Here is a 15062-nt window from a genome sequence, read left to right on the forward strand (position 1 = left end):
TCAACTGGGGTCGTAAGAGAGTACCGGCGATAGCCAGCGCTCCATTTCCTCAAACGGCATCTGTTTACGCTCAGCGATTGCTTCTACCTGGTCACGAGTGATTTTGCCCGTCGAGAAATACTTTGACTGCGGATGAGCAAAATACCAACCCGCAACGGCAGCGGCTGGCCACATGGCGTAGCTTTCGGTTAGCGCAAGGCCAGTATTTTCTGTGGCGTTAAGCAGCTTGAACAAGGTGCCTTTCTCGGTGTGGTCCGGGCAGGCAGGATAGCCGGGGGCGGGGCGAATACCCTGGTATTTTTCTGCTATCAGCGCGTCGTTATCCAGAGTTTCTTCTGGCACGTAACCCCAGAACTCTTTACGTACCCGCTCGTGAATGCGCTCTGCAAAGGCCTCTGCCAAACGGTCGGTAAGTGCTTGAACCAAAATCGCATTGTAGTCATCGCCTGCCGCTTCATACGCTTTGGTAAGTTCGTCAACGCCATGGCCGGCGGTGACCGCAAACCCGCCGATCCAGTCGGCTTTACCGCTCTCTTTAGGCGCAATAAAGTCCGCCAGGCTGTAGCAGATACCGTCACGACCCTTAGTGGTTTGCTGGCGAATATGGTGAAGGCGCTCGATGACCTCACTGCGCGATTCATCGGCATACACTTCAACGACGTCATCATCCACACTGTTGGCCGGCCACAGGCCGATGACGCCCCGAGCCTGAACGCGCTTTTCATCGACAAGCTTGCGCAACATGACTTGCGCATCGGCAAACAGGTTGCGCGCCGCTTCGCCCACGACCTCATCGTTAAGGATTTTTGGGTACTTACCCGCTAACTGCCAGCTCATGAAGAAGGGCGTCCAATCGATACGCTCGATCAGCTCTTCAAGGTCATAGTTATCGAACGTTTTGAGGCCCAGGAACTTGGGTTCAACCGGCGTCTGGGTGCTCCAGTCGGTGCGGAAACGACGTTTGCGCGCCTGCGTATAATCCAGGTCCGCCGCTTTAGGGCGCCGCTTGGCGTTACGTTCGCGCACCTTGACATATTCTTCACGAATTTCCGCGACATACGCCGTTTTTAGATTGGGGGCGAGTAATCGGCCGGCGACACCTACCGCGCGAGAAGCATCGGTCACATAAATGACCGGTTGCTCGTACTGTGGCTCAATTTTAACGGCCGTATGCGCTTTGGAGGTCGTCGCGCCACCAATCAGCAGCGGCAGGTTCATGCCTCGGCGCTGCATTTCCTTGGCTACATGTACCATTTCATCAAGCGACGGAGTAATCAGCCCCGAGAGGCCAATAATATCGGCGTTGTGGTCAATCGCGGCTTGAAGAATTTTCTCGGCAGGCACCATTACGCCAAGATCAATAACTTCGTAGTTATTACACTGCAGCACCACGCCGACAATATTTTTGCCGATATCGTGAACGTCGCCTTTAACCGTGGCCATGACAATTTTGCCCTTGGCCTGGGTACCTTCGCTTTTTTCCGCCTCGATATAGGGGATCAGATAGGCAACCGCCTGCTTCATGACCCGCGCGGACTTCACTACCTGGGGCAGAAACATTTTACCGGCGCCAAACAAGTCGCCGACTACGTTCATGCCATCCATCAGTGGCCCTTCAATGACCTCGATAGGGCGCTCGGCCTGAACGCGAGCTTCTTCGGTGTCGTCTTCGATATAGGCCGTGATGCCTTTCACCAGCGCGTGTTCGATGCGCTTATTAACGGGCCAATCACGCCACTCAAGGTCCTCTTTCTTGGCCGGGCCGCTACCGTCACCCTTGTACTTGTCTGCCAGCTCCAGCAAGCGCTCGGTGCCGTCGCTGCGCTTATTCAGCACAACGTCTTCCACGGCATCGCGAAGCTCGGCGGGTAAGTCGTCGTATAGCGCAAGTTGCCCGGCGTTAACGATCCCCATGCTCAAACCCGCACGGATAGCGTGATACAGGAACACCGAGTGGATCGCTTCACGTACCGGGTTATTGCCCCGGAACGAGAAGGAGACGTTGGAAACGCCGCCTGAAATCATCGCATGGGGCAGGTTTTCGCGAATCCACTGAGACGCCTCGATAAAGTCGACGGCGTAGTTGTTGTGCTCTTCGATGCCCGTGGCAATGGCGAAGATGTTGGGGTCGAAAATGATATCTTCGGCCGGAAAGCCGATGTCATCGACCAGTAGGCGGTAGGCACGCTCACAGATTTCCGTCTTGCGTGCGAACGTATCGGCCTGACCATCCTCGTCGAAGGCCATGACCACGATCGCCGCGCCAAAGCGACGACATTTGGTGGCCTGCTCACGAAACGCCGCTTCGCCTTCTTTTAAAGAGATCGAGTTAACAATGGCCTTGCCCTGAACGCATTTTAGGCCTGCTTCGATAATGTCCCATTTGGACGAGTCGATCATGATCGGCACGCGGGCAATATCCGGCTCGCCAGCAATCAGATTCAGAAAGCGTACCATGGCTTCCTGCGACTCCAGCATGCCCTCATCCATATTGATATCGATGATTTGCGCGCCGTTCTCGACTTGCTCAAGCGCTACTTCCAGGGCAGTGGTGAAATCTTCTTCAACGATAAGCCGTTTGAAACGCGCCGAACCCGTTACGTTAGTACGCTCACCCACGTTGACGAATAACGAGTCTGCATCAATGTTGAAAGGCTCAAGTCCGGACAAACGGCAAGCGGAGCTACGCTCAGGAATCTGACGCGGTGCCATGGGACGCACCGCATCTGCAATTGCACGAATATGTTCAGGCGTTGAGCCACAGCAGCCACCAATGATATTAACCAGCCCGCTCTCGGCAAACTCGCTAACAATCGCCGCCATCTCCTCCGGCGTTTGGTCATACTCACCAAATTCGTTAGGCAAGCCAGCGTTAGGGTGTGCAGAGACAAACGTATCGGCTTTGGTGGATAGCTCTTCAAGGTAAGGACGTAGCTCTTCAGCCCCTAGCGCACAGTTAAGGCCTACTGACAGCGGCTGGGCATGGCGAACCGAGTTCCAAAACGCCTCAGTGGTTTGCCCGGAAAGCGTCCGGCCCGAGGCATCGGTGATCGTGCCTGAAATCATGACCGGCAGACGCTTGCCAAGGTCTTCAAACAGCACTTCAAGTGCATAGATCGCGGCTTTGGCGTTAAGCGTATCGAAAATGGTTTCGATCATGATCAGGTCAGCGCCGCCCTCGATCAGCGCCTGAGCAGCTTCATAATAGTTTTCACGCAGCTCATCGAAGGTCACGTTACGCTTGGACGGGTCGTTCACATCCGGCGATAACGAAGCAGTGCGTGAAGTGGGTCCCAATACGCCTGCAACGAAACGCGGCACGCCGGTTTCAGCCGCGACCGCATCGCACACTTCCCGAGCCAGGCGCGCAGACTCACGGTTAAGCTCGACAACAATGTCTTCCATGCCGTAGTCGGCTTGAGAAAGGCGCGTACTGTTAAAGGTATTGGTTTCAATAATGTCCGCACCCGCTTCCAGGTAGCCCCGGTGAATACGCGACACTACGTCGGGGCAGGTGAGCGCCAGCAAGTCATTATTGCCTTTTAAATCTGACGGCCAATCGCTGAAGCGTTCGCTACGAAAGTCTTCCTCGCTCAGCTGGGCATTTTGCAGCATGGTCCCCATACCGCCATCCAGAATTAGAATGCGTTGGGTAAGCGAGGCGTTCAAATCACTAGCGGCCATAACAGGGAATCTTCTCCAGCGTCTTGATCGAAAATATTTTATTAAAATACGTTTTCGAAAAGGGGTATGAGCGGCGTTTTACAACATATCAATAACCAAACGGACATTATGATACCAAAGGCCGCCAAGCAGGGCAGCTATACAATGCAGCTGTTAAAAAATCATTAGCCCGTTAGCCATTTAATAGCCTACTAAAACAGTCGGGATTGTGTCGACGCGCTGTTTTGCTTACCATAGCAATAAAATGACATGTGAAGTGGTATTACCACTGTTCACGGGAGGGAAAATAGCCTCATGACCACGACTACCGAAGCACCAGGTATCGACATTACCGATAGCGCCCAAGAGTACCTTGCGGAATTGCTTGAAAAGCAAAACGTTGAAGGTATCGCTGTGCGTATTTTTATTACCCAACCGGGCACGCCGTATGCAGAGACATGCCTTGCATACTGCCGTCCGGGCGAAGAAGAACCCGCTGACGTTACGCTTGAACTTAAAAAGATCAACGTATTTCTTGATAAAAACAGCCTAGCGTTTTTAGAAGAAGCCGTGGTCGATTTCAATGCTGATCGTATGGGGGGGCAACTGACCATCAAGGCACCCAACGCCAAGATGCCCAAGGTAAATGCTGACAGCCCGCTTGAGGACCGTATTAATTACGTGCTGTATAGCGAGATTAACCCTGGCTTGGCAGCGCATGGCGGTGAGATCAAGCTGATTGAGTTAACAGAGCAAAAAATGGCCATTCTGGCCTTTGGCGGCGGTTGCCAAGGGTGTGCAGCGGTAGATTTAACGCTTAAAGACGGCGTCGAAAAAACGCTGATGGAGCGCATTCCTGAGCTTGCCGGTATTCGTGATGTGACGGACCATACCGATAACACCAACGCTTATTACCGCTAAATAAAGCCGTGTTTTGATTCGAGCCCAGCCTTATGGCTGGGTTTTTCGTTTTTCCAAACGTATACGGGATACGTGTTGTGCAAGGTAAGGAGTCTTTAAGACTCGTTACGCGGAATGCTTTATTCGTTGGCGTACCTTGGGCAACATGCGCGATATGACCGGAATGCGCAGGCACATCAGCAGTGCGCCTGCCATCGCGTATAAAAACCACTCCTGCATGTCGGCGCGTACTATCCACAAGAAATGCAGCAACACCAGCACCAAAATAACGTAGCTAAACTTATGGAGCGTTTTCCAGCGCTTGCCCAGTTTACGCATGGCCCAACGGTTAGACGTAGCGCCTAACGTTACCAAACCCAGCAGGGCAAGCATGCCCACAATAATATACGGCCGTTTAACGATCTCACTGCCTAGCTGAGTCCAATTAAGTCCCAGAATAAATAACGCGTAACAAACGAAATGCAAAAATGCATAGGCCAGCGTCCACAGACCCAACTGGCGACGAATAACGCTAAAACCTTTCCAGCGTGTCAGCCGGGTCAGAGGCGTAAGACTTAAGGTAAGCAACAATAGCCATAGTGCGCCTTGGCCAATATTTAACAGCAAATAGCGCCCAGGCTCTGGGCCCGCCAGGTTGTTAGCTACTTGCAAACTCCACCAGCCCAAGGGCGCCAAGGCGAAAATGAAAACGCCTATACGCCATAGCGTCATAAAATAAGCCGGCATCAGTAGTGAGTCCGAAGATCCATGCCTGCGTATAAGTCAGCGACTTCATCGGCATAACCATTAAACATACGCGTATCGATGATATTGGTATTGAAGAGGCTGTTCGGTAAACGGCGTTCGGTGGCCTGGCTCCAACGAGGATGATCGACCTCAGGGTTCACGTTGGCGTAAAAGCCATATTCATTGGCAGCGATTTGCTGCCAGGAATTGAGTGGCTCTTCTTCAACCAGTGAAATGCGCACAATCGATTTAATGCTTTTAAAGCCATACTTCCATGGCACCACTAGGCGAAGCGGTGCGCCGTTTTGATTAGGTAGCTCTCGTCCATACATGCCCATCGCTAGAAAGCTTAGCGGATGCATTGCCTCATCAAGGCGTAGCCCTTCTACATAGGGCCAGTCGATTAGGGCAAAAGCGGAGCTTTGCCCAGGCATTTGTTCAGGATCGACTAGCGTTTCAAAGCGCACGTAATTGGCTTTTGACGTCGGCTCTGCGCGTTGAATAACCTCGGCAAGCGAAATGCCTAGCCAAGGAATAACCATCGACCAGGCTTCAACACAGCGTAGCCGGTAAATGCGTTCTTCAAACTGGGAAGGGTTGACGAGATCTTCAAGGGCGAAGCGCCCACCCTTATTGACCTCACCATCAATCACTACGCTCCAAGGCTTAGTCACCAGCGAGCCCGCTTTGCGTGAGGGGTCGCTTTTGCCGGTACCAAATTCAAAAAAATTGTTGTAGCTGCTGGCATCCGCATAAGGGGCCATTTTGTCCTGGCTCGGATCAGTAGGCACAACTGCCCGCCACTCGGCCGCATCGCGTTTGGCCTTAAACCATTCAGGCGCATCGCCTTCGGGAACATCGTTGTAGTCAGGCATTTGCTCACTGGCTGAGACGTGGCCTGCTAATGCCAGCCCTGCTCCGAGGCCCGCGAGTCCGCCCATAAAACGTCGGCGTGATAAGTAAATCGACTCAGGGGTGATCTCTGATTCATGTAAGTCGCCAGGTTTGGCAATTTTAATCAGCATGGTGATGCTCCTGCCGGTCAACAACCATCGGCTGGTTAAATGATGTCGGCAGGCTAGCCGGTGTCGACGTCATTCAATCATTCTCGTTCAACTGCCTTTCTCTGACGTTTATCGAAGCAGGTAGTTCAGAAAGTTGCTGCTGTAACGCCGTCATTTGTTGACCCATTGTTGTTTGCCATTCGCGCTCACGTTTCATCTGCTCTCGCTGCTGTTTGTTATTTTCCTGAGCATCTTCCAATTGCTGAGTGAGCGATGCAATGCGCTCTTCCTGGGTGGCGATGTGCTGCTCCTGTTCTTTTGCCTGCTGGGCATGTTGGTTTGCCTGAGTCTGCTGTTTTAGTAGATCGCCGCGATTTTGCTTTAGCTCCTCCGTTAACGCCTCGATGCGTTGCTGCTTCTGCTGGAGCCGCTTTTGCGAGGCTTTTTCTTCCTGAGCACGCTCCTGGCGAGCCTCATCCAGCATCGCCATCAATCTTCCCTCGGCATTTTCATTGCGCTGCTCTTCTTGGGCCAGGCGTTTTTCCCATACGCTCTGTTGCTCTTTTAACGCAGCGGTATGTTGCTGGCCAAGGGTCTCATTATGCTGCTGTAAGGCTTCATTCACTTTTTTTAACTGCTGGTTTTCCTCATGCGCCTCAGTGGCAGCCTGCTGCCAATGTTGCTCTTTGGCCTGGCTTGCGGCCAGCTCACGGTTAAGCGCTTCAAGACGCTGCTCGGTATGGCGGAAGTGTTCCGCCAGGGCGCTTTCGCGCTGTTCGGCGTTCGCGGCTAACTGTTCGGCATTCTCAGCCAGCTGTTGGGCTTCTTCGACTTGTCGGTTCGCCTCTTCTCGGTAGTGCAGCAGCGCCTGATTGGCGACTTCTTGCGCTTCACGCCATAGCTCACTGGCGACATTAACAACTACCTCAGGGACACCTTTAGGTGGAGGAACGTCGCGGTTCTGTTCGCGCTCGGTGCGCCAATAGCGGAAGTGCTCGCTAATCGTCGTAAAGCTGCCGGTACCCAACACCTCGCGGATTCGCTGCACGCTGGGCGTATCGCCACGGGTAAGAAGCGTATCAATTGCGTGCTGTACGTCACTGTACTGAATGCCACTGCGCGCCATGCTGTCTCTTCCTGATATTGCCTATTGAATCGTTCTATTTTCCGTGCAATGGCTTATAAATACAATAATTACGTTATACATATTACGTAATTTTATTTATCATTAAGCACATAAATTCAAGATTACCCCTCTAATCTTGAATTTATACACGCTTGGCATCACACTTACCCCTTAGCAAACAGCGGCATAGCGATGCAGGCTAAAATAGAGCCAGGTAGCGTTATCGAGATAGGTGTCAGTATGTTTATGATCAAATGGACGTAATTGCCGGACAGAAGGGCGGCATACAGGCGTCAAGCGCTGTAGTGGAGCTGCCGTTTCAGTCATCGCGCATTAATGCACATACAGACGCTCAGGCCGTTGCTGCATGGCTTGCCGAATATCAGGACAGCCCGCAAACCTGGAAAAGCTACCGGCGTGAAACCGAGCGACTGTTGCTTTGGCTTGACCACCAGCACTTAACGCTGGAAGCGATGGACCGGGAAACGCTGCGCCAATTTGAAGCATTCCTGGCAGATCCGCAGCCCGCCCAGCACTGGGCTGGGCCTTCAAAACCTCGTTACCACCCGGAGTGGCGGCCATTTCGTGGGGCGTTATCACCCGCCAGCCGCCGACAAAGTTTGATTATTTTGCAGGGGCTGTTTAGCTGGCTGGTAGAAGCAGGGTGGGTCAGCCATAATCCGTTTCGGTTGATGCGCGATAAATCTCGCCGCCTAAACAATCAGACACCTCGTATTGAGCGCTATCTGGAACGTGAGCTATGGGATTGGTTTTGGTGTTGGCTTAATCAGCCAATGAGTGACGGGAAGGGAAGTCGTGCCGAGTATGAACAGGCCCGACGCCGGTTTATCTTTGGCTTTGCCTACTTATTGGCACCGCGTATTAGCGAAATGGCGGGCACCCGCATGGGCGATTTTTCCCAATCAGAAGGGCGTTGGTGGTGGTCCGTGGTGGGCAAAGGCAGCAAGCTTGCTCGCGTCCCTGTGCCTGATGATATGCAGGCATGTTTGGCTAATTGGCGACAAGCGCTTGGGCTTGATGGATTGCCCATGCAGTTTGACGAGACGCCTGCTATCCGAGCGCTGGATGGAAAGCGGGGTATTGGTGACAATCAGCTTTACCGGCTGATCCGTGAAACCTTTGCAGAAGCGGCCGACGTGCTTGAAGCTGAAGAGGGGGCGTCCACCTATGTGGCTGCGCTGCGCAAGGCAACACCGCACTGGCTGCGGCACACCTCGATCACTCACCAGGCTCAGGCGGGCATTAGCTTGCGTCACTTAGCAGAAAGCGCCCGCCATGCACGGTTGGACACCACGTCGCGCTACCTGCACACCGAAAATAATGAGTGGCACAGTGAACAGCAACGTCACCGGCTTACGCCATAAGGCACGTCAGGCTGAAAAGCTATCCACGCAAGCCACCTTGAACCCGTATAATGGTCTGACGCTTTTAAATCGAATGTGAAAAGGAACGAGTATGAGCACTTCCGGCGCCGAGCAGGCCCAGCAAGAGCTAATCGAAGAGTTTGAAATGTTTGATAACTGGATGGACCGATATCAATACATTATCGATATGGGCAAGCAGCTTCCTGATTTTCCAGAGGCGTGCAAAACTGCGGAGTATAAAATTCAGGGCTGCCAATCCAATGTATGGATGCGCCATGAACAGCAGGGCGACACGCTGGTCTTTAGCGCTACCTCTGATGCGGCAATTGTTTCTGGGCTGATTGCAGTGCTGCTACGCATCTATAGCGAGCGCACAGCGGCTGAAATTCGCACTACCGAACCGCACTTTTTAGCGGATCTTGGGCTGGATAAACATCTTTCCCCCACGCGCAGCAATGGCCTTCACGCCATGCTTGAGCGTATTTACCAAGTGGCGCAGCAAGCCTAATACGGCATTAACGTTGATGTTGATGTTGATGTTGATGACAGCATGAAGGAGAGGGCGGCGACTCGTCGTCCTCTTTACAAAGTTGCTCACTACGCCCTCCGGGAATAGGGTCCATGCCACCAGGGTTGCCAGGATGGCATTTTAGGATTCGCTTGATAGCCATCCAGCCACCTTTGGCAGGGCCATGCACCTGAAGGGCTTCAATGGTGTAGGAGGAGCAGCTTGGCCAAAATCGGCAGCGTGGCCCGAGCAGGGGACTAATAAGGTATTGGTAGGCACGCACCGTGCCAACCATTACTAAAACCGCCAGCTTGCGTAAAGCACGTAATATGTAATGCACCCAGCGCATGACTAGCGGTTACCGTAAAGCTCATCAGGGTGAATAAGCGGTTCACTGTTAATGGTGGCATCGGCGCTGGTTAGCGACAGATAAAAGCAGCTTCGGCGACCGGTATGGCAAGCAGGACCTGTCTGGTTTACCTGTAGCAGTAATGTATCGCCATCACAATCCAGAGCCGCCGACTTAAGATGCTGCTGTTGTCCGGATGACTCGCCTTTACGCCAGAGCTTGTTGCGTGAACGCGAATAGTAGCAAACGCGATGCGTGCTCAGCGTTTCCTCCAGCGCTTCACGCGTCATCCAGGCCATCATTAACACTTCTTTGGTGTCATACTGTTGAGCGATAGCAGGCAATAAACCTTCCGCGTTAAATCTAACAGCATCCAATAACGTCGTGGTGGCGGGTAATGTATCTTGTGGCGTTGCCGCCTCAAGTGCCTTGAATAATGTATCAGCCGGTAGTTGATCAAAACGAGACATATCTATTATTCACTCTTGGCTCGACAGTTTTGGCAAAGGCCTTGCAACTCAATCGTCTGTCGCTCAACACTAAAGCCTTGCCGGCTGGCAAAGGCTGACAGCTGATCGCTAACTTCATCCAAATGCAATTCTTCGACGTAACCACATTGACGGCAAATCAGCAGTTGGAACCCATGAATATGTTCAGGACAGGCGCATGCCACATAAGCGTTTAGCGACTCGATACGATGCACCAATCCTTGGTCAATCAAGAATTCCAGCGCTCGATAAACCGTAGGAGGGCGGGCAGCCGCATGCTCGGTTGAAAGTTTATCCAACAGGTCATAGGCTTTTAAACCGCCGCCATTGTGAGCAATCAACTCAAGCACGCGGCGTCGAATGGGGGTAAATCGAACGCCGCGGCTGTGACACTGTGATTCCGCTTGTTGAAGTAGCGTATTCGCTTCAGTCATTGGTGCACTCAGTAAACGTCATCAGCTTAGTCTACGCGCTTGCGATAGTTGTGTCAGGGCTTTCTGTTAGCTCACTCTTGCGAGCAAAGTGGTGCTGAACAAACGCGACACGCTCGGCAACTGGCACCCCTTCTGGTTGACGCTCGATGAGATCAAGCCGGCGACGCAAACCCTCTCCGTTGGTCATTTGAATCGCAAGGCCCGGGCGTGCATTCAGCTCAAGCAGCATGGGCCCATGTTGCCTGTCCAGCACCATATCGGTTCCCAAATAGCCTAATCCGGTCATTTCATAGCAACCCGCCGCCAGATTTAGCAGGGTGTCCCATTGGGGGACCGCCAGGCTTGCCAGGTCATGCCCGGTATCCGGGTGGTTGAAGCAGGGGCGGTCAAACTGCACGCCGCGAAGCGCTTCTCCGGTGGCAATATTCAATCCAACACCGACCGCTCCCTGGTGCAGGTTGGCTTTGCCATCGGAAGCCGCCGTTGATAAGCGCATCATCGCCATGACGGGGTAGCCCTTGAAAACGATGACCCGAATATCCGGCACACCTTCGTAGGTATATGCCATCAGGCTTTCTTCAAAATTAATCAGCGTTTCAATGACAGCTACATCCGGAGAGCCGCCCAGGGAGTAAAGCCCTGAAAGAATATTAGAGACATGACGCTCTACAGCCTCAAGCGTTAAATGCGCTCCGCTGGGTTTAACAAACTGATTATCAACTACCTTTTCGATAACCAGAATACCCTTGCCGCCACTGCCTTTGGCAGGTTTGATAACAAAACCATCATGACCTGTCAGCATATCGCCAATATGCTGAACGCCAAACTGCGTGGTTACCGTACCAATAAGTTCCGGCGTGGTAATGCCATACTCTTGCGCCAAAAGTTTAGTCTTGAGCTTGTCATCCACCAACGGGTAAAGGCGCCGTGAATTATACCGGCCAATATAGCGAATATTGCGCCGGTTCATGCCGATAATGCCTTTGTCGCGCAGGCGGCTAGGCCATGTCCAGTTGTTGAGCCAACTCATGACGGCTTCTCGTCATCAGTAATCGGCTTGAAGCGGCGTAACTCAAGCAAACGATAGCCGGTGTAGTTACCCAAAATCAGAATGAGCGCCATCAAAATCAGCTGAACACCCAGGAAGTTGAAGGTGATGTGACGCACCCAAGGGTTGTTCATGGCAAGGTATGCGAGCACGGCTGTCAACAAGCTGCCGCCCCCCTGAATAATGACCTGTTTTGGGCCTTCTTCTTCCCAGAGGATCGACATCCGCTCAATCGTCCAGGCCAGGATAATCATGGGGAAGAAGGTGACAGTGAGCCCCGCGCTTAGACCCATACGGTAAGCCAATACGGTAAAGATCGAGATAATCGCGATGACCGTTATGATGACCGCTGATACTCTCGCCACCAATAATAAGTTCAAATAAGACAGATAGTTACGAATAACCAAGCCAACAGCCACGATCAGCAGGAAGCCAATCAAACCCGTCAGCAGGGTGGTTTGTATAAAGGCGAGGGCGATCAGAACAGGCATAAAGGTGCCTGATGTTTTCACCCCGACCAATACACGCAAAAACACAACGACCAAAGCGCCAATGGGAATCAGCAGAATCGTTTGGAAAAGTGCTTGTTCTTCAAGCGGTAAGCTATGGATTGAGAAATTCAGCAGCGTATCATCAGAAAAGTGGTTGCGCACAGCAGCAGACGCTGGCTGATGGTGCGTTAGCATAGAGAAGCTAACCCGCGAGTTTGTACCACCTTGAACTTCAAGCACCGCCCGGCCACTTGTTTCCCAGAGCAGCAGGTTCTCGGGCTGGCCTTCCTCGCCCGTTGCAGGGTCGAATATATTCCAGCTTTCTGCAGGCTCATCAAATACCTGAATCCAACTGCTTAATAATTGACGCCGGCGCCCATCTTCCAGTAGCAGTCCGCTTACTTCTCGTGCTTGTACACCCGCTTGATTTAGCAAGCGCACGATGAGTGCTGACGGCGTTTCCTGGGTAAGCAGTAAGCGGGCATTTTCGCCCTGACGCTCGCCATTTACATCAAGAATTAGCTCACGCGCAAAGGTCGCATTATTTGCACTTCTGGCCCACGCTCTATCAATTAGCTGGGTAGCTGCTGAATCATAAGGACTTTCCCAGGGCGTGCTCGACACCAGCCCTGGCGGTGCTTGTACCGGCGGGCGGGAACCAGGTGATACCAGCATTTGCACCGAATAATAGAGCTGCTGGCTGCCAGCAGCATTCCGAATGGTCCATTCGGCTTGGCGCCCGAAATCATCCGTCTGGTAGGCTAAACCATAGCCAGAAGAAGCGGTATTTTCGGTCAGTACACGAAAGCCTGCCTGCTGGGTGGGCAGCGCTAAGTCCACTTTTACGGGGCCATTCTGGGCATTGAAATTGATAACGGCCTCAATTTCCCATACCTGACGCTGCTCGCCTGGTACCCAAGGAATTTCAAAATGAAGATGTCTATGCACACTGGTGGCAATACCTGCCACAAGAAGTAGACCTACAATGATATAAAACGGAAGGCGTGACATTAAAATTCCTTTCAGCGAAAAGCGGCAGGGGAGCTTTTACTCTTCGATATCGTCTTGGTCGACCGCTTCATCTTCAGCGGCTTGTTCAGCAGGGTCACCGCCGGGAAATTCTGGACGCTCATGTAAGTAGGTTTGCGCCACATCAACAATAGCAATATCCATTAAGAAACGGCGGCCTAGCAATACGGGGAAATCGAGGTGGGTACGATCATTCAGCGTAAATTCGACGTTTTCACGAATAGGACCGAGCGTCATTAATAGAGAGACAACGGGGCGAGACTCTTCACCAGACGCTTGAACAATGCGTACACGCCGTTGAACAGGTGCCTCTATCCACTCGTTACGCAATGACTCCACGACACTATCATCCTCAGTCAGTGCCAGCTTGAAGCGCACCCAATCTTCTCCATCGCGCTCAAAGCGCGTAATGTCGGAGGCCGATAATGATGACGTCTCTGCACCGGAGTCCACGCGTGCTTTTAAATAGGTACCTACACCTGGCAGGCCAACCCATTCGCTACGTCCCAGCATGGTTTTCATATCTAGCGTGGTGTCCACTTCACACTCTTCGCGGATAATGATGGGCTCGTCACCCCGAGCTTCAAGCTCCTTTATATCACCGCGTAAAAGGCGTAGCAGGCTACCCACTTCACGAACATCAGCGGTAAGCACCTGCTGCTGGCTGAGTTGTTGCGCCTGATGCTGAGCATTGGCACTGCATTGTTGCCCTAATGCATCCTGTAGCTCGAGCATTCGAGTATTGAATGCTACCTCGTTCAATAACGGTGGCTCATTAGAATCTGGTTGCTGAAGGGCGCAGCCAGAAAATAGAAGTGATAAACCAGCCATCAGCCACAAAACACCTGGGCGCATAACGAGAGACATCCTTGAAAATTAAAAAGGAATAATAAGGAGAAGCTAGACCAGTTGTCCAACGCCGTATTAACTTTTTAGAAGCTATCTAAATCTGTAATTTAACATAATATATATTATGCGAACATCTAGATTGTTAATTTCCACATAAAACACTTAAGGAGGCATATATCCGTCTAACATTTTGATTTTTGGACCCCAATGGCTTTAACGTGCACATTCTTACATAACCAGATGCCGATTGCTTCCTCCTGGACCGGTTCCGACCGCGAAGATGACATTTATGCTGCAGACAAGCCCAGATTATCGTTTCAGCTTTTTAACGTGGCCCCCCCCGATAATGCCGAGCGTTAATGTCGGTTTCATCTGTCATCTCTTGTTGAGCCGCCATCTCTTCGGGTGTAAACCGCGCTCTATGCCGCGCAGCAAACCGCTCAAGATCAGCATGGGTGCACATCTGCCCAGTAAAAATATTGATGTACTGAGCCACTCGGGCGATCCGCGTATCTTGGGTCTCCTGGGTATGCATCGAGATATAGCCGATCTGAATCAAATACATCGTGCGTGCACGGGTATCAGCTTCCAACACGTCATAGTCATAGCGAATAAACATGTCTTGCAGCGCTTGTAGCCGCACGCTATCGGCTTGGCTAACGCGCTCAGCAACCGCTTGATCTTGCAGGCTCCAGCTTCTAACGGCGTACTCAAATTCAGAATCAAATACCGCTGGGTCAAACCAACAGTCAAAGATATTGAGCGTGGCTTCCACGATGGAGGACGCATATTTCTCCGATTGCTCAATTAAGGCCTGGGTATTTTGTCGCTCCCACCGCTCCAGTAGTGCAGCAAGCACTTCTTCACGGTCTTTAAATAGCCAGTAAAAACTAGTGCGTGATGTTTTTAACTTCTTTGCTAACGGTACGATCTTGACGGCGCTGACTCCCGAGGCTGTCAGTAGCTCGTAAGCAGCATCAATCCAAGCAGTTTGGTTAATCGTGGCGCGTCCGTTTTTCACGTATTGCTCTCTTTGCCATG

The 15062-nt window shown here is 52.1% G+C and carries 14 protein-coding genes; 3 read left to right on the top strand and 11 right to left on the bottom strand.

Annotated elements, in window-relative coordinates:
* On the bottom strand, positions 1–3684 hold the full coding sequence (gene metH / locus ACT3T6_RS08205) for a methionine synthase (protein WP_193053563.1): 3684 nt from the start codon (positions 3682–3684) through the stop codon (positions 1–3).
* Between the two features lie 294 nt (positions 3685–3978).
* Here metH and nfuA point away from each other — a divergent pair, with 294 nt between their 5' ends.
* Entirely contained in the window at positions 3979–4584 is a 606-nt protein-coding gene (gene nfuA / locus ACT3T6_RS08210) for a Fe-S biogenesis protein NfuA (protein ID WP_193053562.1), read from the top strand.
* Positions 4585–4689: 105 nt separating this feature from the next.
* On the opposite strand, the gene msrQ is transcribed toward nfuA, so the two are convergent.
* The 3 genes from msrQ to ACT3T6_RS08225 all read right to left on the bottom strand — a co-directional run bounded on the left by msrQ (position 4690) and on the right by ACT3T6_RS08225 (position 7440).
* A complete protein-coding gene (gene msrQ, locus ACT3T6_RS08215) occupies positions 4690–5295 on the bottom strand; it encodes a protein-methionine-sulfoxide reductase heme-binding subunit MsrQ (protein WP_226913431.1) in 606 nt (201 codons plus the stop codon).
* Between the two features lie 14 nt (positions 5296–5309).
* Complete coding sequence (gene msrP / locus ACT3T6_RS08220; protein WP_193053560.1) at positions 5310–6335, bottom strand: protein-methionine-sulfoxide reductase catalytic subunit MsrP; 1026 nt, start codon at positions 6333–6335, stop codon at positions 5310–5312.
* Between the two features lie 73 nt (positions 6336–6408).
* Positions 6409–7440, bottom strand: coding sequence for a DNA-binding protein (locus ACT3T6_RS08225; protein ID WP_193053559.1), 1032 nt, complete (start codon positions 7438–7440; stop codon positions 6409–6411).
* Positions 7441–7694: 254 nt separating this feature from the next.
* Between ACT3T6_RS08225 and ACT3T6_RS08230 the strand changes: the two genes are divergently transcribed.
* Together ACT3T6_RS08230 and ACT3T6_RS08235 are read left to right on the top strand one after the other, a co-directional pair.
* A complete protein-coding gene (locus tag ACT3T6_RS08230; protein ID WP_193053558.1) occupies positions 7695–8825 on the top strand; it encodes a tyrosine-type recombinase/integrase in 1131 nt (376 codons plus the stop codon).
* A gap of 91 nt (positions 8826–8916) precedes the next feature.
* A complete protein-coding gene (locus tag ACT3T6_RS08235) occupies positions 8917–9333 on the top strand; it encodes a SufE family protein (RefSeq protein WP_193053557.1) in 417 nt (138 codons plus the stop codon).
* A 7-nt stretch (positions 9334–9340) separates the two neighbouring features.
* Here the strand turns inward: ACT3T6_RS08235 and yidD are convergent, their stop codons facing one another.
* The 7 genes from yidD to ACT3T6_RS08270 all read right to left on the bottom strand — a co-directional run bounded on the left by yidD (position 9341) and on the right by ACT3T6_RS08270 (position 15042).
* Positions 9341–9682, bottom strand: coding sequence for a membrane protein insertion efficiency factor YidD (gene yidD, locus ACT3T6_RS08240; RefSeq protein WP_193053556.1), 342 nt, complete (start codon positions 9680–9682; stop codon positions 9341–9343).
* Positions 9683–9684: 2 nt separating this feature from the next.
* Positions 9685–10152 (bottom strand): phosphoribosyl-AMP cyclohydrolase, encoded by a 468-nt coding sequence (gene hisI / locus ACT3T6_RS08245; RefSeq protein ID WP_193053555.1) that lies wholly within the window; start codon positions 10150–10152, stop codon positions 9685–9687.
* A gap of 5 nt (positions 10153–10157) precedes the next feature.
* Positions 10158–10604, bottom strand: coding sequence for a Fur family transcriptional regulator (locus ACT3T6_RS08250; protein WP_172116630.1), 447 nt, complete (start codon positions 10602–10604; stop codon positions 10158–10160).
* Positions 10605–10635: 31 nt separating this feature from the next.
* Positions 10636–11634, bottom strand: a complete 999-nt coding sequence (locus ACT3T6_RS08255) for an alpha-L-glutamate ligase-like protein (protein WP_193053554.1) — start codon at positions 11632–11634, stop codon at positions 10636–10638.
* The gene (locus ACT3T6_RS08260) at positions 11631–13154 is read right to left on the bottom strand and encodes an inactive transglutaminase family protein (protein ID WP_172116628.1); all 1524 of its coding nucleotides are present in this window, start codon (positions 13152–13154) and stop codon (positions 11631–11633) included. The genes ACT3T6_RS08255 and ACT3T6_RS08260 overlap by 4 nt, the downstream gene beginning before the upstream one ends.
* 36 nt (positions 13155–13190) lie before the next feature.
* Positions 13191–14027: an ATP-dependent zinc protease family protein gene (locus ACT3T6_RS08265; protein ID WP_193053553.1), complete on the bottom strand. Its 837-nt coding sequence runs from the start codon at positions 14025–14027 to the stop codon at positions 13191–13193.
* Positions 14028–14346: 319 nt separating this feature from the next.
* Complete coding sequence (locus tag ACT3T6_RS08270; protein ID WP_193053552.1) at positions 14347–15042, bottom strand: TetR/AcrR family transcriptional regulator; 696 nt, start codon at positions 15040–15042, stop codon at positions 14347–14349.
* Positions 15043–15062 lie beyond the last annotated feature (20 nt).

The organism is Halomonas sp. 72, assembly GCF_052379785.1.
GTDB classification, from domain to species: Bacteria; Pseudomonadota; Gammaproteobacteria; order Pseudomonadales; family Halomonadaceae; genus Vreelandella; species Vreelandella citrativorans.